The sequence below is a fragment of the Streptomyces sp. NPDC006643 genome (genome assembly GCF_042870175.1).
In the GTDB taxonomy this organism is placed as follows: domain Bacteria; phylum Actinomycetota; class Actinomycetes; order Streptomycetales; family Streptomycetaceae; genus Streptomyces.
The window spans coordinates 191,946-213,357 of sequence record NZ_JBIAHA010000014.1 but is presented as its reverse complement, the minus strand read 5'-3'; the positions used below and the strand labels follow the sequence as shown (position 1 = coordinate 213,357).

The 21,412-nt window shown below is 70.8% G+C and carries 17 protein-coding genes; 7 read left to right on the top strand and 10 right to left on the bottom strand.

The window, feature by feature from the left end; genetic code table 11:
- Window positions 1-36: 36 nt before the first annotated feature.
- The 3 genes from glgC to ACFYNU_RS20445 form a co-directional block, all read right to left on the bottom strand.
- Window positions 37-1,254, bottom strand: coding sequence for a glucose-1-phosphate adenylyltransferase (gene glgC, locus ACFYNU_RS20455; RefSeq protein ID WP_356592486.1), 1,218 nt, complete (start codon window positions 1,252-1,254; stop codon window positions 37-39).
- A gap of 88 nt (window positions 1,255-1,342) precedes the next feature.
- A complete protein-coding gene (glgA, locus tag ACFYNU_RS20450) occupies window positions 1,343-2,524 on the bottom strand; it encodes a glycogen synthase (RefSeq protein WP_356592527.1) in 1,182 nt (393 codons plus the stop codon).
- A gap of 41 nt (window positions 2,525-2,565) precedes the next feature.
- Window positions 2,566-3,336: a (2Fe-2S)-binding protein gene (locus ACFYNU_RS20445; RefSeq protein ID WP_356592488.1), complete on the bottom strand. Its 771-nt coding sequence runs from the start codon at window positions 3,334-3,336 to the stop codon at window positions 2,566-2,568.
- A gap of 295 nt (window positions 3,337-3,631) precedes the next feature.
- On the opposite strand from ACFYNU_RS20445, the gene ACFYNU_RS20440 reads away from it, so the two are divergent.
- Window positions 3,632-4,762 carry a DMT family transporter gene (locus ACFYNU_RS20440; RefSeq protein ID WP_356592490.1) on the top strand — a complete coding sequence of 377 codons (1,131 nt, stop codon included), beginning with the start codon at window positions 3,632-3,634 and terminating at the stop codon, window positions 4,760-4,762.
- Here ACFYNU_RS20440 and ACFYNU_RS20435 read toward each other — a convergent pair.
- Window positions 4,643-5,914: a peptidoglycan DD-metalloendopeptidase family protein gene (locus tag ACFYNU_RS20435; RefSeq protein ID WP_356592492.1), complete on the bottom strand. Its 1,272-nt coding sequence runs from the start codon at window positions 5,912-5,914 to the stop codon at window positions 4,643-4,645. The two genes, ACFYNU_RS20440 and ACFYNU_RS20435, sit on opposite strands and share 120 nt — an antisense overlap.
- 243 nt (window positions 5,915-6,157) lie before the next feature.
- Between ACFYNU_RS20435 and ACFYNU_RS20430 the strand changes: the two genes are divergently transcribed.
- Entirely contained in the window at window positions 6,158-8,713 is a 2,556-nt protein-coding gene (locus ACFYNU_RS20430; RefSeq protein WP_356592494.1) for a glycoside hydrolase family 3 C-terminal domain-containing protein, read from the top strand.
- An 8-nt stretch (window positions 8,714-8,721) separates the two neighbouring features.
- Window positions 8,722-9,858 (top strand): LacI family DNA-binding transcriptional regulator, encoded by a 1,137-nt coding sequence (locus ACFYNU_RS20425; protein WP_356592496.1) that lies wholly within the window; start codon window positions 8,722-8,724, stop codon window positions 9,856-9,858.
- Between the two features lie 96 nt (window positions 9,859-9,954).
- On the opposite strand, the gene ACFYNU_RS20420 is transcribed toward ACFYNU_RS20425, so the two are convergent.
- On the bottom strand, window positions 9,955-11,259 hold the full coding sequence (locus ACFYNU_RS20420) for an ROK family transcriptional regulator (RefSeq protein WP_356592498.1): 1,305 nt from the start codon (window positions 11,257-11,259) through the stop codon (window positions 9,955-9,957).
- A 139-nt stretch (window positions 11,260-11,398) separates the two neighbouring features.
- On the opposite strand from ACFYNU_RS20420, the gene ACFYNU_RS20415 reads away from it, so the two are divergent.
- The 4 genes from ACFYNU_RS20415 to ACFYNU_RS20400 are packed head-to-tail and all read left to right on the top strand — an operon-like array spanning window position 11,399 to window position 16,007.
- Entirely contained in the window at window positions 11,399-12,715 is a 1,317-nt protein-coding gene (locus ACFYNU_RS20415) for a sugar ABC transporter substrate-binding protein (RefSeq protein ID WP_356592500.1), read from the top strand.
- Between the two features lie 10 nt (window positions 12,716-12,725).
- The gene (locus ACFYNU_RS20410) at window positions 12,726-13,736 is read left to right on the top strand and encodes a sugar ABC transporter permease (RefSeq protein WP_356592502.1); all 1,011 of its coding nucleotides are present in this window, start codon (window positions 12,726-12,728) and stop codon (window positions 13,734-13,736) included.
- On the top strand, window positions 13,726-14,604 hold the full coding sequence (locus ACFYNU_RS20405) for a carbohydrate ABC transporter permease (RefSeq protein WP_356592505.1): 879 nt from the start codon (window positions 13,726-13,728) through the stop codon (window positions 14,602-14,604). The genes ACFYNU_RS20410 and ACFYNU_RS20405 overlap by 11 nt, the downstream gene beginning before the upstream one ends.
- A gap of 47 nt (window positions 14,605-14,651) precedes the next feature.
- Complete coding sequence (locus tag ACFYNU_RS20400; RefSeq protein WP_356592507.1) at window positions 14,652-16,007, top strand: GH1 family beta-glucosidase; 1,356 nt, start codon at window positions 14,652-14,654, stop codon at window positions 16,005-16,007.
- A 76-nt stretch (window positions 16,008-16,083) separates the two neighbouring features.
- On the opposite strand, the gene ACFYNU_RS20395 is transcribed toward ACFYNU_RS20400, so the two are convergent.
- From ACFYNU_RS20395 to ACFYNU_RS20375, 5 genes are read right to left on the bottom strand one after another with little or no spacing between them, the layout of a single operon-like run.
- Window positions 16,084-17,040, bottom strand: coding sequence for a PfkB family carbohydrate kinase (locus ACFYNU_RS20395; RefSeq protein WP_356592509.1), 957 nt, complete (start codon window positions 17,038-17,040; stop codon window positions 16,084-16,086).
- Window positions 17,037-18,026, bottom strand: a complete 990-nt coding sequence (locus tag ACFYNU_RS20390; RefSeq protein WP_356592511.1) for a zinc-dependent alcohol dehydrogenase family protein — start codon at window positions 18,024-18,026, stop codon at window positions 17,037-17,039. Before ACFYNU_RS20390 ends, ACFYNU_RS20395 begins: the two co-directional genes overlap by 4 nt.
- On the bottom strand, window positions 18,023-18,940 hold the full coding sequence (locus tag ACFYNU_RS20385) for a carbohydrate ABC transporter permease (RefSeq protein ID WP_356592513.1): 918 nt from the start codon (window positions 18,938-18,940) through the stop codon (window positions 18,023-18,025). Before ACFYNU_RS20385 ends, ACFYNU_RS20390 begins: the two co-directional genes overlap by 4 nt.
- Window positions 18,937-19,920, bottom strand: a complete 984-nt coding sequence (locus tag ACFYNU_RS20380) for a sugar ABC transporter permease (protein WP_356592515.1) — start codon at window positions 19,918-19,920, stop codon at window positions 18,937-18,939. Before ACFYNU_RS20380 ends, ACFYNU_RS20385 begins: the two co-directional genes overlap by 4 nt.
- On the bottom strand, window positions 19,917-21,275 hold the full coding sequence (locus ACFYNU_RS20375; protein ID WP_356592517.1) for a sugar ABC transporter substrate-binding protein: 1,359 nt from the start codon (window positions 21,273-21,275) through the stop codon (window positions 19,917-19,919). Before ACFYNU_RS20375 ends, ACFYNU_RS20380 begins: the two co-directional genes overlap by 4 nt.
- Window positions 21,276-21,412: the final 137 nt, after the last annotated feature.

Sequence of the window (21,412 nt, the reverse complement as noted above, 5' to 3'; positions counted from 1 at the left end):
AGGCCGGTGCCGGGCGGGGCCGGTCCCGGGCAGGGCTCAGACGACGCGCTGGCCCTTCCCGAGTGCGATCACCCCGTTCTTCGAGACCGTGTACAGCTCCTCGTCCCGCCCCGGGTTGACGCCGATCGTCGCGCCGGGCGGGACGTCCACGTTCTTGTCGAGGATCGAGCCGCGGACGACCGCGCCCCGGCCCACCCGTACGTTGTCGTGCAGCACCGAGCCCTGCACCACCGCGCCCTCCTCGACCACCACACCGGGCGACAGGACGCTGCGCGTCACCTGGCCCCGGATGACACAGCCGGGGCCCACGATCGACTCGCTCGCGATACCGCCCGCCACGAACCGCGCGGGCGGCAGCTGGCCGGCGTGGGTGTAGATGGGCCAGCGTCTGTTGTCGAGGTTGAACTCCGGCTGGTGCGAGATCAGATCCATGTGCGCGTCGTAGTACGAGTCGAGCGTGCCCACGTCGCGCCAGTAGCCGTGTTCGCGCGGGGTCTCGCCCGGCACATGGTTGTCGTCGAAGTCGTAGACCTGCGCCAGGCCCTGCTCGGTGAGCATCGGCAGGATCGAGCCGCCCATGTCATGGACCGAGGACTCGTCCTCGGCGTCCCGGTGCAGGGCGTCCACCAGGATCTTCGTGGTGAAGAGATAGTTGCCCATCGACGCGAAGACCCGCTCCGGGTCGTCCGGCAGCCCCGGCACATCGGCCGGCTTCTCCTGGAAGCGGTCCACCCGGGTGCCGTCCGAGCCCGGTGTGATGATCCCGAACGACGACGCCTCGGCGCGCGGCACCCTGATGCCGGCGACCGTGACCCCGGCGCCGTTCTCGATGTGCCGTCGCAGCATCTGCCTGGGATCCATGCGGTAGACGTGGTCGGCGCCGAACACCGCGATGTAGTCGGGCTGTTCGTCGTGGACGAGATTGAGGGACTGGAGGATCGCGTCCGCGCTGCCGAGATACCAGCGCGGTCCGAGCCGCTGCTGGGCGGGCACCGGCGTGACGTAGTTCCCGAGGAGGCTGGACATCCGCCAGGTGGTGCTCACATGGCGGTCCAGCGAATGCGACTTGTACTGCGTCAGCACGCAGTTGCGCATGATGTCGCCGTTGACGAGATTGGACAGGACGAAGTCGACCAGGCGGTACGTACCGCCGAAGGTCACCGCCGGCTTGGCGCGGTCGGCCGTCAGCGGCATCAGCCGCTTGCCTTCCCCGCCCGCCAGCACGATCCCGAGCACCGAAGGTCCACCACGCATCGCCGCTCCTTTGTTCGCGACCTCTGTACCGGCCGTCCCGGTCCATCTACCCGGTACGGATCGTCCGGATCCACCTGCCCGCCACCGGCTACCGTGACTTGAGCAGCTCCTCGTACACCTCGTACGTACGCCGCGCCACCCGGTCCCAGCCGAACTCGCGCACCGCCCGGTCCCGGCCCGCCGCCCCCATCGCCGCCGCCGACTCCGGATCGTCCAGGACCCGGTTGAGCGTCTCGGTGAGGGCCGTCTCGAAGTCCTCCGGGTGCCGCTCGTCGTAGGGCACCAGCAGACCCGTGGCGCCGTCGTCGACGACCTCCGGGATACCGCCGACCGCCGAGGCGACGACCGCCGTGCCGCAGGCCATCGCCTCCAGATTCACGATGCCCAGCGGCTCGTACACCGAGGGGCAGGCGAACACGGCCGCGTGGCTGAGCAGCTGGACCACCTCGGGGCGCGGCAGCATCTCCGGGATCCAGAACACCCCGTCGCGGCTGCCGCTCAGCTCGTCCACCAACTCACGGAACTCGGCGCCGATCTCGGGGGTGTCGGGCGCGCCCGCGCAGAGCACGAGCTGTGCCTCGGGATCGAGGGCGCGGGCCGCGCGCAGCAGATGCGGAACGCCCTTCTGCCGGGTGATACGGCCGACGAACAGCACGAACGGGCGGTTCACGTCGATGCCGATCCGCTCCAGCACGTCGGTGCCGTGGTCCGGGCGGTAGAGGCGGGTGTCGATGCCGTTGTGGATGACCCGCACCCGGTCCGGGTCGAGCGAGGGGTAGCAGTCGAGGATGTCGGCGCGCATGCCGCGCGAGACGGCGACGACGGCGTCGGCGGCCTCCATCGCGGAGCGCTCGGCCCAGCCGGACAGCTCGTACCCCCCGCCGAGCTGCTCGGCCTTCCAGGGCCGCAGCGGCTCCAGCGAGTGGGCGGTCATCACGTGCGGGACGCCGTGGAGCATCTTGGCGACATGGCCGGCGAGCGCCGCGTACCAGGTGTGCGAGTGGACCAGGTCGCAGCCTTCCACGGCGGCGGCCATCGCGAGATCGACGGAGAAGGTGCGCAGCGCGTCGTTGGCGCCTTCGAGTCCGGCGGCGGCCCGGTGCCGTACGACTCCGGGGACGTGCTCGTCGGCGCCGCTGCCGTCCTCGCCCCAGCAGTGCACGCGCAGATCGGTCAGCTCACGCAACTCGCGCGCCAGAAACTCCACATGGACGCCCGCACCTCCGTACACATGTGGCGGATACTCCCTGGTCAGCAGCCCGACCTTCACGCCATACCCCCCGTCGCCCGGTGATCTCAGCCATGTCATGGTCACCCGGAAACCTCTCCCACGGAAGAGCGTGGCGGTGGCCGGTCGAATACGCAGTCCCCGCAGAGGCCGCCCGAGGGGCAACGGTAGTAGAGGCAGCAGCTGCGGCGCCGGAAGGTGCCGTCCTCCCGGCGGCCGGTGGCGCGCAGGTCGGGGTGGGTGAAGAGCGCGGCACCGATGGCCGCGGCCCGCTCGCCCGCCTCGGGCCGTCCGGCGCGGTGGCTCCAGACGCGGAGTTCGGACAGGGCCCCGGCGAGCGCGGAGCCGGCGTTGCCCCACAGCAGGCGTGGCGCGATGGCGCCGTCGGCGCGCAGGGCCGCCCCCAGGGGTACGAGGTGGCCGAACTGGACCACCTCGCGGACCGCCTCGGCGAGGGCGGTGACAGTTGGGCGCGCGGCGGCGCCGGTGACGGGGAAGGCGCGTGGGCCGGGCAGCAGGAGATCGTCCGGGGAGGTGCGGTGCGGATTCCAGTACAGCCGGGCGGGGTCCAGGTCCGGGACCTCGCCGTGCAGCGCGGCCGAGCCCAGGGCGACCGACCAGAGCCGGGCGGCGAGACCCAGTTGCGCGATGGACGCGGCGACCCGGCGCTCGGGGGCGCCCAGCTTTTCGGCGACCGCGTCGACGCGCGCCGACAGCGGCGCGATGTCGCCCGCGTAGATCGCCGCGAACGGGCTGTACGCGCTGCCGTGCGCCCCCCGGTCCACAGGCCTGTCGGGCGCCTGTGTCCGCAGGGCGAAGAAACCGCCCACGGATCCGACCTCCGCGAGATCCATCCGCCCTCCCTCTCCGAACTCCCCGGCTCTCCGAACTCCCCGGCTTTCCGAACTCCCCCCGGGTCTCCGACTCTCCGGATTCCCCGACCGGCACCCAACGTCACTTTCCGTAACGTGCGGTGGTCACGACAGGTGCCCGGACCGGCGGACGACTTCCACCGGCCACCTCCACCCGTGGGCGGGGGCTACCACCAGGGGAATGACTCGGGCCCTCCGGATGTACTACTACAGCAGTACGTCGTAATGCCGTCTTCAGGACGACGACTAATCGCACCAGGCGAGAGATCGTGGATATATGAGTGCACTCGCGCTGTCCGTGCTGCTGTCACTGGTCTCCGCGGTCGCCTACGCGGCCGGGGCGATCCTTCAGGAGCACGTCGCGGCAGACACGCCCGCCCGCCCCTACGCGCCCCTGCACCACGGCGTGTGGTGGGCCGCTGTGGCGTTGAACGGGGTCGGCGCGCTGCTGCATGTCGTCGCGCTGGCGTACGGGCCGCTGAGCCTCGTGCAGCCTCTCGGCGCGCTGACGATCGTCTTCGCGCTGCCGATGGCGGCCGTCTTCGTCCGCCGCAAGGCGGGGGCCACCGCCTGGCGCGGCGCGCTCCTGGCGACGCTGGGACTCGCCGGACTGCTCGCGCTGACCGGCTCCGCGGGCTCCCACTCGCTCGGCTCGGGCGAGCGCATGGTCGTGGCCGGCGCCACCGCCGGTGTGGTGGGCCTGCTGTTCCTGATCGCGCAGGCCGTGCGCAGGCCGGCCGTGCGCAGTGTGCTGCTGGCCGCTTCCGCCGGTGTCGCCTTCGGTATCGCCTCGGTGTTCACCAAGACCGTCGCCGTCGACTGGACCGCGGGCACGTTCGGCGGCCAGGTGCCGAGCCTGCTGGTCATAGCCGTCCTGGCCGTGTCCGGTCTGCTGCTGTCGCAGGCCTCCTACCGAGGCGCGGGGCTCGCCGCCCCGCTGGCCACGGTCACGGTCGTGAATCCGGTGGTCGCCGCCGCGGTCGGCCTCACCCTCTTCGGTGAGGGATTCCGGTACGGCCTGACGGGCGGACTGCTCGCCCTGGGCTTCGGTGTGGTGACCGCGGGCGGTCTGGTCCTCCTGACGACGGAGCGGCTGGCCGCGCAGACCAAGGGCGCCGTCCGGGGGCCCGCCGCGCAGGCGACGGCCCCCGCGCCCACCCCCGGGACGCCCGGCTCCACGATCGCCCGCCGACAGGCACCGCCGACTCGGCCGGCCTGGCATCTGACCGCGTGCAGGGCGTCGCACAGGACGGAGCACAGGCGCCACATCCTGCGCCGGACCGTCCGCTCAGATGCGGACTCCGCCCGCTCTGAGGTAGGAGACGGGGTCGATGTCGGAGCCGTAGCCGGGCCCCGTTCGCATCTCGAAGTGGAGGTGCGGTCCCGTGCTGTTTCCGGTCGATCCTGACCGGGCGATGCGCTGGCCCGCGTTCACCTTCTGACCGTCACGCACGTTGAGCGCGGACAGGTGCGCGTACTGGCTGTACTTGCCGTCCCCGTGCCGGATGACGACCTGGTAGCCGTAGCTGCCCTCCCAGCCCGCCGACACGACCGTGCCGCCCGCCACCGCCTTCACGGACGTGCCCGTGGGGACGGGGAAGTCGACGCCGGTGTGGTAGCCGCTGGCCCAGGAACCGGCCTTGCGGTACGGGGTGCCGGTGCCCGCGCTGACCGGGGCACTGAAGCCGGACGACTGCTTCGGCTTCTCGGCCGTCTTCGGCTTCGAGACCTGCTTGGGCTGCTCCTTGGGCGCTTCCTTCGGCTTCTCCGCCTGCGGCTTCGGCTTGGGCTTCGCCGTCTGCTTGGGCGGCTGCTGCTTCGCGGCGGGCTTCTTCGCCGTCTCCTTCTTGGGAGGGGCGGGCGCCTCGGCGGCCGGCTTGTCCTTCGCCGGGGCCGACACGTGCAGGACGAGCTTCTGCCCGGGGAAGATCAGGTCGGGGTCGCTGCCGACGACCTGGCGGTTCTCCTCGTACAGCCGCTGCCAGCCGCCCCGAACCTCCTGGGAGGCGGCGATGCCGGAGAGCGAGTCGCCTCCCGCGACGGTGTAGCCCTCGCGCTCGGTCGGCACCGACGTGGGCGAGGCGGCCTTCTTCGGATCGCTCCGGGGGGCGCTCCGCTCGGTCTTGGTGCCCTTCGCGGTGTCGCTCGCCTGCCGTGCCGGTGACACGTCGGGGGCGTCCCCGCCGCGTGTGAGGCCCGCCTTGACCGAGCAGTTCGGCCACGCCTGGGGGCCCTGGCCCTTGAGGACCTTCTCGGCGATGGCGATCTGCTGGTCCTTGGTGGCGAGGTCGGCGCGCGCCGCGTACTGTCCGCCGCCGAACGCCTCCCACGTGGACTGGCTGAACTGAAGCCCGCCGTAGTAGCCGTTGGCCGTGTTGATCTGCCAGTTGCTCGTGGACTCGCAGGCGGCGACCTTCTCCCACGTGCTCACGGGGGCCGCGTTCGCGGTGCCCGCTCCGATGAGTGGCAGCGCGATGCCCGCGCCGCCCGCCGTGACGGTGAGCGAGGCGCGGTTGATGCGGCTGGGCTGGTATCTGCGGTGGCGACCGGTTGCGGCCATGATCTCGGCTCCCCCACTGGCAGGTAAGGACGTCTGGGACACGTCGCAATCGGTCAACTTAGGGCAGTCGCATGTGCAATGACAAGGGCTCACTTCCGGGGCCCGCGCGGCACTTATGCGCCCGTTGTGCCTCCCCTTCGCGTCGTCGCAGCCCACAGGCCGGCATTGACAGGTCCGGCACGGTCCGGCGAGTCTGGGTCGAGTTATCGGGAGAGCGCTCTCCAACAGGATTGAAGGGGCAGTATGGCCGAGGACGAGACCGAGCGACTGCTGGAGAAGCTCGACATCGGGCAGAAGGTCCGTCTGCTGACGGGTGCCAGCAACTGGCGTACGTACGGCGAACCGGCCGTCGGGTTGCGTCCTCTCACGATGTCCGACGGACCGGCCGGGGTGCGCGGCGAGGCGTGGGACGAGCGGCGGACCTCGTCCGTCCTGCCCTCCCCGACGGCGCTCGCGGCCTCCTGGGACGAGGAGTTGGTCCGGGAGCTGGGCGGACTGCTGGCCGACGAGGCGCGCCGCAAAGGCGTCCAGGTGCTGCTCGCCCCCACCCTGAATCTGCACCGGTCGCCGCTCGGCGGGCGGCACTTCGAGTGCTTCTCGGAGGACCCGCTGCTGACCGCGCGGACGGGCGTCGCCTTCGTGACGGGCGTCCAGGAGGGCCATGTGGCGGCCACGGCCAAGCACTTCGTGGCCAACGACGCCGAGACCGACCGGCTGCGCGTCGACGTCGCCGTGGACGAACGGACCCTGCGCGAGCTGTATCTGGCCCCGTTCGAGGCGGCGGTGGACGCCGGTGTCTGGGCGGTGATGTCCGCGTACAACAAGGTCAACGGTGTGACGATGTCGGCGAGTCCGCTGCTGGACCGGCCTCTGAAGGAGCAGGAGTCCGGCGGGGGCTGGGACTTCGACGGGCTGGTCGTCTCCGACTGGGGCGCGGTCCGCTCGCTGCTCGACACGGCGCGCTCGGGCCAGGACCTGGCGATGCCGGGCCCGGAGGGTCCGTGGGCCGCCGGGCTGCTCGACGCCGTGGCCGCCGGTCTCGTCGACGAGGCGCGGATCGACGACAAGGTACGGCGCCTGCTGCGGCTCGCCAGGCGGGTCGGCGCGCTCGGCGAACAGGGCCCGGTCCGGCGGCCGTTGACCCCGCCGGCCCGGAGCGCGGCGCTGCTGCGGCGGGCCGTCGCCGCGGGCACGGTCCTGCTGCGCAACGACGGCGGTGCGCTGCCGCTGGATCCGGCCGGACTGCGCCGTGTCGCCGTCATCGGCCCGCACGCCACGGCCGTGCGGATCCAGGGAGGCGGCAGCGCCGAGGTGTTCCCGTCGTCCGTGGTGACGCCGCTGGCGGGGATCGAGGCGGCGCTGGCGGAAGCGGCGGCCGACGCCGGTGACGGGCCCGAGGCGCGCGTCGAGGTGACGTACACGCCCGGCCTGCCGCCGTACACCCGGCCGCGCCCGCTCGACCCGGCCTGGACCCGCGATCCGCGCGACGGTCGACCGGGCGTGCTCGTACGGCTGCTGGCCGCCGACGGCACCGAACTGCACGCCGAGCACCGGCTGTCGGGCCGCATCGTGGAGCCGGCCCGGGTGGCGGGCGCCGTCACCGTAGAGATCCGTGCTCTCGTCCGTCCGACGGAGAGCGGGAGTTGGACGCTGGGGGTGGGCGGCTGGGGGCTCATCTCGCTGACCGTGGACGGCCGGACGCTGCTGTCCGACGAGTTCCCGCTCGACAGCGACGATCCGACCCGCGTCCATGTCTCGCCGCCCTACCGCTGCGTGGCGGCTGAGTTGACCGAGGGCGTGGAGTCGGAGGTGGTCGCACGGCGGCGGCTGGATCCCGGAACGGGTATCGCGACACTGCTGGCCGCCGCCCCGCCGCCGGGGGACGCGCGGGCGGCCCTCGCCGCCGCCGTGGCCGCCGCGCGGGCCGCCGATGTCGCCGTCGTCGTGGTGGGCACGACGGAGGAGAGCGAGTCCGAGGGCCGCGACCGCGAGTCGCTGGCGCTGCCCGACGGGCAGGACGCGCTCGTACGGGCGGTGGCCCGCGCCAATCCGCGCACGGTGGTGCTGGTGAACTCGGGCGGCCCCGTCGCGCTGCCGTGGCACCAAGAGGTGTCCGCGCTGCTGCTCGCCTGGTTCCCCGGCCAGGAGGCCGGACACGGCCTGGCCGACGTGCTGTTCGGCCGCGCCGAGCCCGGTGGGCGGCTGCCGACGACCTGGCCGGTGGCCCAGGAGGATGTCCCGGTCATCGACACCCGCCCGCGCGACGGCCTGCTTCCTTATGAGGAGGGCATCCACATCGGCCACCGCGCGTGGCTGCGCGCCGGGACGGAGCCCGCGTACTGGTTCGGGCACGGGCTCGGCTACACGACGTGGACGTACGAGGAGATGGAGGCGCCCGCCACCGTGACGGGCCGGTACGAGGCGGCCGGGTGCGAGGCGGGCGTCGACGTACGCGTACGGCTGCGCAACACCGGTCCGCGCAGGGGCCGTGAGGTGGTCCAGGTCTATCTCGCCCGGCCGGACACGGCGGTCGACCGGCCGGTGCGGGCGCTCGCGGGTTACGCGGCGGTGGAGGCCGGTCCCGGCGAGGAGGCGGTGGTGACCGTACGGCTCGCGGCGCGGGCGCTGTCGCACTGGTCGACCGCGCACGGACGCTGGGAGACGGAACCGGGTGAGTTCACCCTCCTGACGGGCTCCTCCGTGGGAGAGCTGCCGCTGCGCGCGACGCTCACGGTGCGCGGCGACGGGGCCGCTCAGGGCGGGTGGGTCGATGGAGAGCGCTCTCCGCTGATGCTATAAATGCGCTCATGACGGAGGATGCACGAGCGGCCGGGGCGCCCACGCTGGAGGACGTCGCCAAGGCGGCCGGAGTCTCGCGCGCCACCGTCTCCCGCGTCATCAACGGCGTACGCAACGTGGATCCGGTGATCCAGGCGGCCGTACGGGACGCGGTGGCCGTCACGGGCTATACGCCGAACCGCGCGGCCCGTTCACTGGTCACCCGCAAGGCCGACTCGATCGCCCTGGTGGTGTCGGGGGCCGGGGACGATCCGCCGCCGGTCGCCGCGACGGCGGGGTCCGCCGGGGCCGCCACGTCCGGGAGCCACGACGGTGACGGGCGCAGCGCCGGGTTCGACGGCGGTGTCGGCTCCTTCATGACCGACGTCTTCGCCGACCCGTTCTTCGGCCGGGTGGTGACCGGTGTCGTCAACTTCCTGCGCCCGCGCGGGATTCACCCGGTGCTGATGTTCGCCGAGACCTCGCGCGCGCGGAACGAGGTGGTGTCGTATCTCCGTCAGGGCAGCGCCGACGGCGCGCTGGTCGTCTCGACGCACGCCGAGGACCCGCTGCCGGCGCTGATCACGGACGCCGGTCTGCCCGCCGTGCTGTACGCGCGCCCCGCCCGTCCGGTGCGGATCAGCTATGTCGACCTCGCCCACCAGGACGGCGCCCGGCTGGCCGCCGAGCATCTGCTGGCCCGGGGCTGCCGCCGGATCGCGACGATCGCGGGGCCGCTGGACGTACCGGCGGGACAGGACCGGCTGACGGGCTTCCGGGACACGATGGCCCGGCACGGGCACCCGTACATCCCCGTCGCCGGGGGCGAGTTCACCGAGGAGAGCGGCGCGGCGGCGATGGAGTCGCTGCTCGCCGAACAGCCGGATCTGGACGGGGTGTTCGCGGCGAACGACCTGATGGCCGTGGGCGCGTGCCGGGTGCTGCGCGAGCGCGGGCGACGGGTGCCCGACGATGTCGCGGTGATCGGCTTCGACGACAGCCGCGCGGCGGCGTCCTGCCGTCCGCCGCTGACGACGGTGCGGCAGCCGGTGGAGGACATGGCGGCGGAGATGGCGCGGCTGCTGCTGGACCGGCTGTCCCGCCCGGACCGACCGGTGACGTCGGTGATCTTCGAACCCACGCTGGTCGCCCGGGAGTCGGCGTGACGCGTCGGCGGGCGCGCGCCGAACCGAGCACGCCCCCGGCACTCGGCCCGTCCGACGCTTGAGGACACCGCCCGCCCCCGGCCGTCCCGGTAGGTCTTACGTCGGGGTGGGCGCCCAGCGTGGTGGGACCCGGCTCTGGGCCGGCGGCGGCAGGGGACGTGTGCCGCCACGCGCCAGGAAGTCCGAGAGCGGCAGCGTCGCCGCGCCTACCGTGACCGCGTCGGGGCCCAGGCGGCCCATCTCGACCGTCGCCCGTGCCGCCGTGTGCTTCAGGGCGTACTCGCGGGCGTAGCGGCGGATGTCGGGCAGCAGGTGCGGGCCGATCTGGAGGCCGGCCCAGCCGCCGAGCAGTACCCGTTCGGGCAGGAACAGGTTGATCAGGTCGGCGACGGCGGCGCCGAGGCATTCCGCCGTCTCGTCGAGCAGTGACACGGCGACCGGGTCGGGCGCGGGTCCGCCGGGCGGCGGGAAGACGGCTGTCAGGAGGGCGGCGAGGGCCGTCTCGTCGTCCGTGTCGGCGGGCAGCGGGCCGCCCGCCTCCTGCCAGCGTTCGCGCATCGCCTCGGCGCCCGCGTACGCCTCCAGACAGCCGATGGAGCCGCACCGGCAGCGGCGGCCCCGCATCTGCACGATGGTGTGGCCCCATTCGAGGGCGCTGCCACGCCGGTCCTCGTCGAGCATGCCGCCTTCGCCGCCGTGAATCACGCTGGCGCCGACTCCGGAGCCGATGAGGGCGATGGCGGCGGTGCCGGCGCCCCGGCCGCCGCCGAACCACATCTCGGCCTGGCCGAGCGTCTTGGCGCCGTTGTCGATGAAGAGGGGGACCTCGGCGGGTACGTCGACGGCGGCGCGCAGCAGTTTCTCGAAGGGCACCGCGGCCCAGCCCAGGGTCTGTCCGTGCACGACCGCGCCCTCGGGGCCGTCGCGTTCGATGATGCCGGGAACGCCGATGCCGATGCCGAGGAGTTCGCGGGGGTCGGCCCCGGCGTCCCGCAGGACATGGGCGACTCCGGTGCGCACGTGCGCGACGATGCGTTCGACGTCGTGGCCGTGCTGGGCCAGCAGCCTTTCGGTACGGGCGAGTTCGGTCAGGGACAGGTCGAAGAGTTCGACGCGGACCCGGGTCTCCCCGATGTCGATGCCGATGAGGAGCGCCCCGCCGGGGGCGACGCGCAGCAGGGTGCGCGGCCTGCCGCCGTCGGAATCGACCACTCCGGCCTCCTCCAGGAGGCGTTCGGCGGCGAGTTCGGTGACGACGTTGCTGATGGAACCTGAACTCAGGCCGGTCGCGGGGGCGAGCTCCTGACGGCTCAAGGGCCCGTCGAAATACAACCGTTGCAACACCCTCGCCCGGTTGCCCCGGCGCAGGTCACGCACTGTTCTTCTGTCCCGTTCGGCCATGGTGCTCCTTCCCAGCAGGCAACATACCCCGGTCCCAGACCTTGACGCGACCTTCTCTCACCTCTTAAATCACGACATAAATTAAACCGTGAGGCCGCGTTCGACTCTCGAACACAGCCACCCCGGAAAGGGGCCATCCATGCGCAGAATCAGAGCCGCAGCAGTTGTCACCCTCGCCACCGCGCTCGCCGCCGGCGTCACCGCCTGCGGGGGCGGTACGTCCACCGACGGGAGCGGCGGCAACGACTCGCCGAAGACCCTCACCTACTGGGCGTCCAACCAGGGCCCCAACATCGAGGCGGACAAGAAGATCCTCACTCCCGAGCTGAAGAAGTTCGAGAAGGAGACGGGGATCAAGGTCAAGCTCGAAGTGGTCCCCTGGTCCGACCTGCTGACCCGGATCCTGGCCGCCACCACCTCCGGGCAGGGCCCCGACGTCCTGAACATCGGCAACACCTGGTCGGCCTCGCTCCAGGCGACCGGCGCGCTGCTGCCGTGGGACGACAAGAACTTCGAGGCGATCGGCGGCCGGGACCGCTTCGTCGACTCGGCCGTCGCCTCGGCCGGCGCAGACGGCCAGCCGCCTGCCGCCGTGCCGCTGTACTCGCTCGCGTACGCGCTCTACTACAACAAGCAGATGTTCGCGGACGCCGGCATCGACGGACCGCCCGCCACCTGGGACGAGCTGGTCGCCGACGGCAAGAAGCTGTCCAAGGACGGCAAGTGGGCGCTGGGTGCCGAGGGCGGCAATCTGTCCAACAACATCCACCAGGTCTTCGCGCTCGGCCAGCAGCACGGCGACAACTTCTTCGACGCGTCCGGCAAGCCGACGTTCACCACCGACGGCAATGTGGCCGCCGTCAAGCAGTACGTCGACTTCATGGCCAAGGACAAGATCATCGCTCCGGGCAACGCGGAGTACGCGCAGAACCAGTCGCTCACCGACTTCGCCAAGGGCAGGACGGCGATGGTGCTCTGGCAGGCCGCCGCCTCGACGTTCGCCTCGCAGGGCATGAAGCCCGAGGACTGGGGCGCCGCCCCCGTACCCGTACCGTCCGGCGCCCCCGGCACCGGCAAGCAGGTCAACTCGATGGTCGCCGGTATCAACATCGCCGTCTTCAAGAACACCAAGAACCTCGACGGCGCCAAGAAGTTCGTCAAGTTCATGACGAGCGACGCCGAGCAGAAGCTCCTCAACAAGACCTACGGCTCCATCCCGCCCGTCGCCACCGCCCAGACCGACCCGGCCTTCGCCGCGCCCGATCTGAAGGTCCTGCGCGACACCCTGGCCAACAGCACGGCGCCGCTCCCCCAGGTGCCCGAGGAGTCGCAGTTCGAGACGGCCGTCGGTACCGCCGTCAAGGACCTGTGGGCGGACGCCGCCTCAGGCACGCCCGTGACCACCGAGTCCGTCAAGAAGCGGCTGGACAAGGCCCAGCAGCAGATGCAGCAGTGAGGCACCGCCCATGACGTCCACCGTGACTCCCCCCGTAAGCAAATCGGGCAGCGGTGCGGACCAGGGCGACGGGGGTGCGCGGCGCAGACGACTGCCGCGCATCCCCGACCGGATCCGCCAGGGCGGTCTGCCCTATCTGCTGCTGCTCCCGGCCGTCCTGCTCGAACTGCTCGTGCACATCGTCCCGATGGTGATCGGGATCGTCATGAGCTTCCGCGAACTGACGCAGTTCTACATCAACAACTGGGGCAAGGCGCCGTGGCGGGCGTTCGACAACTACAAGCTCGTCGTCGACTTCGACGCCCCCCTCGGTGAGTCGCTCCTCCACTCGTTCTACGTCACCTGTGTCTTCACGCTCATCACGGTCGGCCTGTCCTGGCTGTTCGGCATGGCCGCCGCCGTCCTGCTCCAGGAGAACTTCCGGGGCCGGGGCCTGCTGCGCGGCATCTTCCTCACCCCGTACGCACTGCCCGTGTACGCCGCGGTCATCACCTGGGCGTTCATGTTCCAGCGCGACAACGGCATGATCAACCATGTCCTGCACGACCAGCTCGGTCTCACCGACGAGCCGTCCTTCTGGCTGATCGGTGACAACAGTTTCATCGCGCTCGTCGTCGTGGCGGTCTGGAAGTCCTGGCCGTTCGCCTTCCTGATGCTGATGGCGGGGCTCCAGAACATCCCGCGCGAGCTGTACGAGGCGGCGTCCATCGACGGCGCGGGCATCTGGCAGCAGATCCGCAAGATCACGCTGCCGTCGCTGCGCCCCGTCAACCAGGTGCTGGTGCTTGTGCTGTTCCTGTGGACGTTCAACGACTTCAACACGCCGTTCGTCCTGTTCGGCGACTCGGCGCCGGAGGCGGCCGACCTCATCTCGATCCATATCTACCAGTCGTCGTTCGTCACCTGGAACTTCGGTACGGGCTCGGCGATGTCCGTCCTGCTGCTGCTCTTCCTGCTGCTGGTGACGGCGGTCTATCTGGTGGCCACCTCACGCGGAAGGAAGGGCTCCGGTGCCGTCTAAGGCCCTGGCCGGCAAGGCCAGATCTCCCCTCGCTCCTCCGGCGTCCTTCCGCTGGACCCGCCGGATCGTCCTGGCGCTCCTGACCGCCTTCGCGCTGCTGCCCGTCTATGTGATGGTCAGCAGTTCGCTGAAGCCGCTCCAGGACGTGACGGGCAAGTTCCAGTGGATCCCGTCCGAGATCACCATCCGCCCGTACTTCGACATCTGGGACACCGTCCCGCTCGCGCACTACTTCATGAACTCCCTGATGGTGGCGGGCGCGGCGACGGTGCTGTCGGTGACGATCGCGGTGTTCTCCGCGTACGCCGTGAGCCGCTACCGGTTCAGGGGCAAGCGGGTCTTCACCGTCACGGTGCTCTCCACGCAGATGTTCCCGGGCATCCTCTTCCTGCTGCCGCTGTTCCTGATCTTCGTCAACATCGGCAACAGCACGGGCGTCGCCCTGTACGGGTCGCGCGGCGGGCTCATCCTCACCTATCTGACCTTCTCGCTGCCGTTCTCCATCTGGATGCTGATCGGGTACTTCGACTCCATCCCGAGAGATCTGGACGAGGCGGCGATGGTGGACGGCTGCGGCCCGTTCGGCGCCCTGTTCCGGGTGGTCGTGCCGGCCGCGGTGCCGGGCATCGTGGCCGTCTCCGTCTACGCGTTCATGACCGCCTGGGGAGAAGTGCTCTTCGCGTCCGTCATGACGAACGACGAGACCCGCACGCTCGCCGTCGGCCTCCAGGGCTACGCCACCCAGAACGACGTGTACTGGAACCAGATCATGGCGGCCTCGCTCGTCGTCAGCGTGCCCGTCGTCGCGGGGTTCCTGCTTCTCCAGCGCTATCTCGTCGCCGGTCTGACGGCGGGAGCGGTGAAGTGACGGACCGTCAGCTCATTCCTCAACCGGCCTCCCCGGAAAGGCAGTCAGTGAACGAACTCAACGCCCTCCCCCACGATTTCCTCTGGGGCGTCGCCACCGCCGCCTACCAGATCGAGGGCGCCGTCGCCGAGGACGGCCGCTCACCCTCCATCTGGGACACCTTCGCCCACACCCCGGGCAAGGTGGACAACGGCGACACCGGTGACATCGCCTGCGACCACTACCACCGGGTGCCCGAGGACATCGGTCTGATGAAGCGCCTCGGGGCCGGCGCGTACCGCTTCTCGCTGGCCTGGCCGCGTGTCGTGCCCGGCGGCGACGGACCGGTCAACGAGGCCGGGATCGGCTTCTACGACCGGCTGGTGGACAGCCTGCTGGAGGCGGGCATCACGCCGTTCGCCACGCTCTACCACTGGGACCTCCCGCAGACGCTCCAGGACCGGGGCGGCTGGCCGGCCCGCGAGACGGCCGAGCACTTCGCCGCGTACGCCTCCGTCGTCGCCGAGCGCCTGGGCGACCGCGTGAAGGACTGGGCGACCCTCAACGAGCCGCTGTGCTCCGCGTGGATCGGCCATCTGGAGGGCCGGATGGCCCCAGGGCTCACCGATCTCAAGGCCGCCGTGCACGCCTCGTACCATCTGCACCTCGGTCACGGGCTCGCCGTCCAGGCTGTCCGCGCGGCCTCCTCCGACGCCCGGATCGGCATCGTCAACAACCTCAGCCCGATCGAGGCGGCCACCGACCGGGAGGCCGACCGGGCGGCGGCCGTGCGCGCCGACGGCCATATCAACCGCTGGTGGCTGGACCCGATCCACGGGCGCGGCTACCCGCAGGACATGCTCGACCTGTACGGGGTGGAGCTGCCCGAGCGGCCCGGTGACCTGGAGACGATCGCCGCGCCGCTGGACTGGCTGGGGCTGAACTACTACTTCCGCCAGGTCGTCGCCGACGACCCGGCGGGGCCGGCGCCGTACGCCAAGCAGGTCTATCTGCCCGGCGTACGTCACACGGGCATGGACTGGGAGGTGCACGCGGACGGCCTTGAGGACCTGCTGCTCCGGCTGACCAGGGAGTACGGCGCCCAGCGCGTGTACGTCACGGAGAACGGTTCGGCCTACCCCGACGTCCTGCGGGACGACGGCACGGTGGACGACCCGGAGCGCACCCGCTATCTGGAGGAGCATCTGGAGGCGTGCGCGCGGGCCGTGCGCAAGGGGGTGCCGCTCGCCGGGTACTTCGCGTGGTCGCTGCTGGACAACTTCGAGTGGGCCTACGGCTACGACAAGCGGTTCGGCCTCGTCCATGTCGACTACGCGTCGCAGCGACGGACGATCAAGTCGAGCGGGTACCGGTACGCGGAGATCATCCGGCAGTTGGCGGCCCGGAACCACAAGGCGGCCTGAGCCGCGCACGCCTGTCCCCGGCGGCGATCAAAACAGCCGCCGGGGACAGGAGTTGCTTCGGCTCACTGACGCTGTGTCAGACGCGTGCCTCGGGGAGCGAGGGTTCCGTGCCCGCCTGAGCGACCACGGACGCGGCCACCCGTGAGGCGAAGGCCAGCATCTCCTCGACCGACGAGGCAGTGAACTCCCGTACGCCGCCCGGGTGGACACCGAGCGAGACCATCCAGGTGATCACGGCCGCCGTGAAGGCGTCACCGGCGCCGATGGTGTTGACCACCTCGACCGGCACCGCGGGCACCGAGACCGGTTCGGCGGAGCCCAAGTAGGCCGTACTCCCCCGCGATCCCCTGGTCAGAACGACCAGCCGACCGCCGGCGGCGAGCCTGCGGCAGGTCTCGTCCGGCGTCGAGTCCGGCCACAGGGCGGCCAGATCCTCGTCGCTCGCCTTCACGACCTGGCCCAGCTCGCACAGTTCGCGCAGGCGGCGCCCGCCGCTCTCCGCGTCGAGCGTGCGGTCCTCGCGCACGTTCGGGTCCACCACCAGCAGCGGACCGCCGGCCGCCGCCGCGCGCGCCGCCGCCGCGACGGCCGAGGCCGCGGGCTCGACGACGGCGGCGAGACCGCCCACGTACACGGCGGCGAAGCGCTCGACGTCCATGCGTTCGGGCAGTTGGAAGGTGGCCGTGGACTGGAGGTGGAAGTGGTAGCCGGTGCCCTCGGGGCCGGGGTCGGCGACGGCCAGCGCCGTGGGGAGGTCGGGCCTGGCGCAGAGGCCCAGCTCGACTCCCGCCGACACCAACCGCCGCTCGATCGACCGGGCGAACCCGTCGTTCCCGAGGGCGCCGGCGAACCAGCTCGGCGTGGCCAGCCGGGCCAGTCCGGTGGCCACGTTCGCGGGGGCGCCGCCGGGCTGGGCGAGATGCCCCTCGGCGTCGTCACCCGTGGGCACCAGATCGATCAGCGCCTCACCGAGCACCAGGACGGCGCCCGGACCCGGCAAGGGGTCCGGTGCCGCGCCGGGGGCGTCGGTCACGGCTCCACCACGATCTTGCGGCCCTGGCCCGCCTTGAACTTCTCGATGGCGTCCGGGTACTGCTCGAGCGGCAGCCGGTCGCTGATGAACACCGCGGGGTCCAGGACCCCGGTGGCGAACAGCGCGGCGGCCCGCTCGTAGCTGTGCAGCACCGCCATCGAGCCGGTGATGGTGATCTCCTGGTTGTAGATCTTGTACGGCTCGATGACCGCCGTCGTCGCGTAGTCGGAGACCCCGAACTGAAGGAACGTTCCGCCCTTGGCGACGCGGCCGAGGCCGTCCTGGATGGCGCCCGCGTTGCCGGTCGCGTCGATGACGAAGTCCCAGCCGCCCGGCCGCTCGAACTCCTCGGCCGACGCGGCGGTCCGGGAGCAGCCGAGCTTGGACGCGGTGGCCAGCCGTTCGGGGTTGATGTCGAGCACGTCGACGCCCGCGGCGCCGGTGCGCTTGGCCAGCTCCAGCATCATCAGGCCCATCGTGCCCGAGCCGTAGATCAGCACCTCGGCGCCGAGCGTGCTGCTCAGCACGTCGTAACCGCGTACGGCGCAGGACAGCGGCTCGATGAGCGCCGCGTCCCGTACGTCCACATGGTCAGGGAGCTTGACGCAGTTGGCCACGGGCGCGACCGCGAACTCGGCGGCGCCGCCCGGGACCGAGACCCCGATCGCGTTCCAGCGGTCGCAGAGATTGCCCCGTCCGGCCCGGCAGTAACGGCACTCGTGGCAGTACAGGGACGGGTCGACGGCGACCTTGTCGCCCACCGCCAGCTCCGTGACCTCCGAACCGAGCCCCACGACCTCGCCGGCGAACTCGTGGCCGGGCAGGATCGGCAGGGTCGGCGCGAACTCGCCCTGGAGGATGTGCAGATCGGTTCCACAGATGCCGCAGGCGGCGACGGACACGACGACGTCGCGCGGGCCCGGAGTGGGATCGGGGACCGTGGTGACGGACACCTTGCCGACACCTTCGACGATCGCTGCCCTCATTTGACGGCTCCAAGAGAAAGGCCCTGGACCAGCTTGTCCTGGGCGGCGAAGCCGGCGGCGAGCACCGGCAGGGACACGACGACGGAAGCGGCGCACAGCTGGGCGAGGAAGAGGCCCTGGCTGGTGACGAATCCGGTCAGGAAGACGGGCGCGGTCTGAGCTGTCACGCCGGTCAGGACCCGGGCGAAGAGCAGTTCGTTCCAGCTGAAGATGAAGCAGATCAGCGCGGTGGCCGCGATACCGGGGGCGGCGACGGGCGCCACGACCCGGATCAGGACGGTGGGCAGCCGGGCGCCGTCCACCTGGGCGGCCTCGATGATGGAGACCGGCACGTCCGCGAGGAAGGACTGCATCATCCAGACCGCGATCGGCAGATTCATCGAGGTGTAGAGGATGACGAGCAGCCAGATGTTGTCCAGCATCCCCACGTTCTTGGCGAAGAGATACACCGGCAGCAGTCCGGCGACGACGGGCAGCATCTTCGTGGAGAGGAAGAAGAACATCACGTCCGTCCATTTGCGGACGGGCTTGATGGACAGCGCGTACGCCGCCGGGAGCGCCAGCACGAGGACGAACAGGGTCGAGAACACGGACGCCGTCACCGAGTTGATCAGCGGCGGCCAGGGGCTCGCCCCGCCTTCGGTGCCGAAGAACGTGCTGTAGTTGTCGAAGGTGAGCGGGGCGGTGAGGGAGGGCGGGTTGGTGGCCGCGTCCGACTCCGAGTGCAGGGACGTGAGGAACATCCACAGCGCGGGGAAGCAGAAGACGACACCGACCACCCAGGCCAGCAGGCCGAGCGCGGTGGAGCGCCGCTTGGCGCGCCGGGCCGCGGGGCCGTAGGTGTCCGTCCGCTGAGCAGGGGTGGCCGCCCTGCCGGGGGTGCCGGCGGTCTTCGGTGCGGAGAGTGTGCTCATGAGCGCCCTGCCTCCTCGCTGAAGAGGGACGAGACGACGCGCAGGGCGAAGGTCGCGATCACGATGGTGCCGATCACGACGACCACGCCTGCCGCGGAGGCCAGTCCGTACTCGTGAGCCTGGTAGAAGGTCTGGTAGATGGTGTAGGGGAGGTTGGCGGTGCCGAGACCGCCCGCGGTGATGGTGAACACGGCGTCGAAGTTCTGCACGATGTAGATCGAGCCGAGCAGGACGCCGAGTTCGAGGTAGCGGCGCAGATGCGGCAGCGTCAGGAAGGCGAACATCTGCCAGGCGTTCGCACCGTCGAGGCGCGCCGCCTCCATCATGTCGATGGGCCTGCTCTGGAGCCCGGCCAGCAGGATCAGCATCATGAACGGCGTCCACTGCCAGATGAGGGACGCCTCGACGGCGAGCAGCGGCATGTCCGAGATCCAGTCGGGCTGCGAGGCGTTCTCCACGCCGAACAGTCCGGTGAACCAGGCCCAACCGCCGTTCAGCAGGCCGTACTCGGGGTTGTAGAGCACATGCTTCCACAGCAGCGCCGCCGAGACGGGCACCAGCAGGAACGGGGTGATGAGCAGCGTACGGACCAGTCCCCGGCCCATGAACTTGCGGTCGAGCAGCAGCGCGAGCAGCAGTCCGAACACAACGCTGGCGATCACCACGGTCGCGGTGAGCAGCATCGTCGTGAAGACCGAGTCACGCAGGTCCGCGTCGCTGAACACGGAGCCGTAGTTGGAGAGTCCGGAGAAGCTCCGGGCGTCCGGGTTGAGCGAGTTCCAGTCGAACAGCGAGATGAACAGCGTTGCCACGAACGGGAGTTGGGTGACGGCGATCAGGAAGATGAGAGCCGGCAACAGGGGGGCCCTGGTCGCCCAGGCGCGGGCCCGGCCCGACCGGGGCCCCGCCGGGGGGCGGGACTTGGCCGGTGGGGACGGGTCCGGCGGGGCCGCCGGCGCGTCGCTGACGGAAGTGCTCACCGGTACTCCTCGGCTACCTTCTCGGCCAGCTTCTGGGAGGCCTCAAGGGCCTCGTCGACCGACTGGCGGCCGGCGATGGCCTCACTGATCTCCTGCGAGACCTTCGTACCGAGGTCGGTGAACTCGGGGATGCCGACGAACTGGATGCCGACGGTCGGGCGGGGCTGGGTGCCGGGGTCACGCGGGTTGGCGCTGGAGATCGCCTCCGAGGTGACGTCGGCGAACGCGCCCGCCTCCTTGCGGTAGTCCGCGTTCATGTAGGTCGAGGCGCGCTTGCCCGCCGGGACGTTGGACCAGCCGATCTCCTTGCCGACCAGCTCCTCGTACTCCTTGCTGGACGCCCAGGAGATGAACTTCCAGGCGTTCTCGGTGTTCTTGGACGCCTTCTGCATGCCCCAGGCCCAGGTGTAGAGCCAGCCGGAGCTGTCCGTCTTGTCGACGGGCGCCGGTACGTAGCCGATCTTGCCCTTGACCGGGGAGTCCTTGGCCTCCAGCGAGCCCGCGCCCGCCGTGGCGTCGTACCACATGGACGTCTTGCCCTGCGTCATGTTGTTGAGGCACTCCGCGTAACCGGCCTGCGGCGCGCCCGCCTCGCCGTGCTCGCGCACCAGGTCGACATAGAACTTGGTGGCCTTCTTGAACTCGGGCGAGGTCAGCTGCGCCTTCCAGTCCTCGGTGAACCAGGTGCCGCCCATGGTGTTGACGACGGTCGTGAGCGGGGCGATGACCTCGCCCCAGCCCGGCAGACCGCGCAGGCAGATGCCCTTCATGCCCTTCTCGGCACCGTCGGTCTTGGCGGCGAGGTCGGCGACCTCCTGCCAGGTGGGGTTGTCGGGCATCTTCAGGTTCTTCTTCTCGAAGACGTCCTTGCGGTACATGAGGAAGGACGACTCGCCGTAGAACGGCTGGCCGTAGAGCTTGCCGTCCTCGGCCGTCAGCGACTCCTGGAGCGGCTTGAGAATGTCGCCCTGGTCGAACGCCTTGTCGGCCTGCGCGTACTCGTCGAGCGAGTGCAGCCAGCCGTTCTTCGCGAAGAAGGGCACCTCGAAGTTGCTGATGGTCGCGACGTCGTACTGCCCGGCCTGGTTGGAGAAGTCCTGGCTGATCTTGTCGCGTACGTCGTTCTCCGGCAGCACCGAGAAGTTGACCTTGATACCGGTGTCCTTGGTGAAGTTCGCGGCGGTCAGCTTCTGGAGCTCGACCATCTGCGGGTTGTTCACCATCAGCACATTGATCGTGTCACCGCTGTCGGACGCGGTGCCTCCGGCGCCGCTGCACCCGGCGAGGAGTGCCGTCAAGGCCGCTCCCGCGCCCACACGTACGCCTATTCCACGTCGTCGCTGCTGGAGGGGCATGAGAATCTCCTGATCATTCGGTGGCGATAACTGCCGAGCTGATGGCTGGTGGTCGTGAGGGGTGGAAAGGTTCTCGGTGGTGTCGTAGGGAGTGCCGCGGGGTGTCGTGGGCCGTACGGGGCCCGCCCCCTGGCCGG

What these genes read in the sequence shown, in the direction of transcription:
- ACFYNU_RS20435 (WP_356592492.1), bottom strand. Translation starts at nt 5,914, where the DNA reads ATGGCCGCAACCGGTCGCCACCGCAGATACCAGCCCAGCCGCATCAAC.
- ACFYNU_RS20440 (WP_356592490.1), top strand. Translation starts at nt 3,632, where the DNA reads ATGAGTGCACTCGCGCTGTCCGTGCTGCTGTCACTGGTCTCCGCGGTC.
- ACFYNU_RS20445 (WP_356592488.1), bottom strand. Translation starts at nt 3,336, where the DNA reads ATGGATCTCGCGGAGGTCGGATCCGTGGGCGGTTTCTTCGCCCTGCGG.
- ACFYNU_RS20430 (WP_356592494.1), top strand. Translation starts at nt 6,158, where the DNA reads ATGGCCGAGGACGAGACCGAGCGACTGCTGGAGAAGCTCGACATCGGG.
- ACFYNU_RS20415 (WP_356592500.1), top strand. Translation starts at nt 11,399, where the DNA reads ATGCGCAGAATCAGAGCCGCAGCAGTTGTCACCCTCGCCACCGCGCTC.
- ACFYNU_RS20425 (WP_356592496.1), top strand. Translation starts at nt 8,722, where the DNA reads ATGACGGAGGATGCACGAGCGGCCGGGGCGCCCACGCTGGAGGACGTC.
- ACFYNU_RS20375 (WP_356592517.1), bottom strand. Translation starts at nt 21,275, where the DNA reads ATGCCCCTCCAGCAGCGACGACGTGGAATAGGCGTACGTGTGGGCGCG.
- ACFYNU_RS20390 (WP_356592511.1), bottom strand. Translation starts at nt 18,026, where the DNA reads ATGAGGGCAGCGATCGTCGAAGGTGTCGGCAAGGTGTCCGTCACCACG.
- ACFYNU_RS20410 (WP_356592502.1), top strand. Translation starts at nt 12,726, where the DNA reads ATGACGTCCACCGTGACTCCCCCCGTAAGCAAATCGGGCAGCGGTGCG.
- glgC (WP_356592486.1), bottom strand. Translation starts at nt 1,254, where the DNA reads ATGCGTGGTGGACCTTCGGTGCTCGGGATCGTGCTGGCGGGCGGGGAA.
- ACFYNU_RS20385 (WP_356592513.1), bottom strand. Translation starts at nt 18,940, where the DNA reads ATGAGCACACTCTCCGCACCGAAGACCGCCGGCACCCCCGGCAGGGCG.
- ACFYNU_RS20420 (WP_356592498.1), bottom strand. Translation starts at nt 11,259, where the DNA reads ATGGCCGAACGGGACAGAAGAACAGTGCGTGACCTGCGCCGGGGCAAC.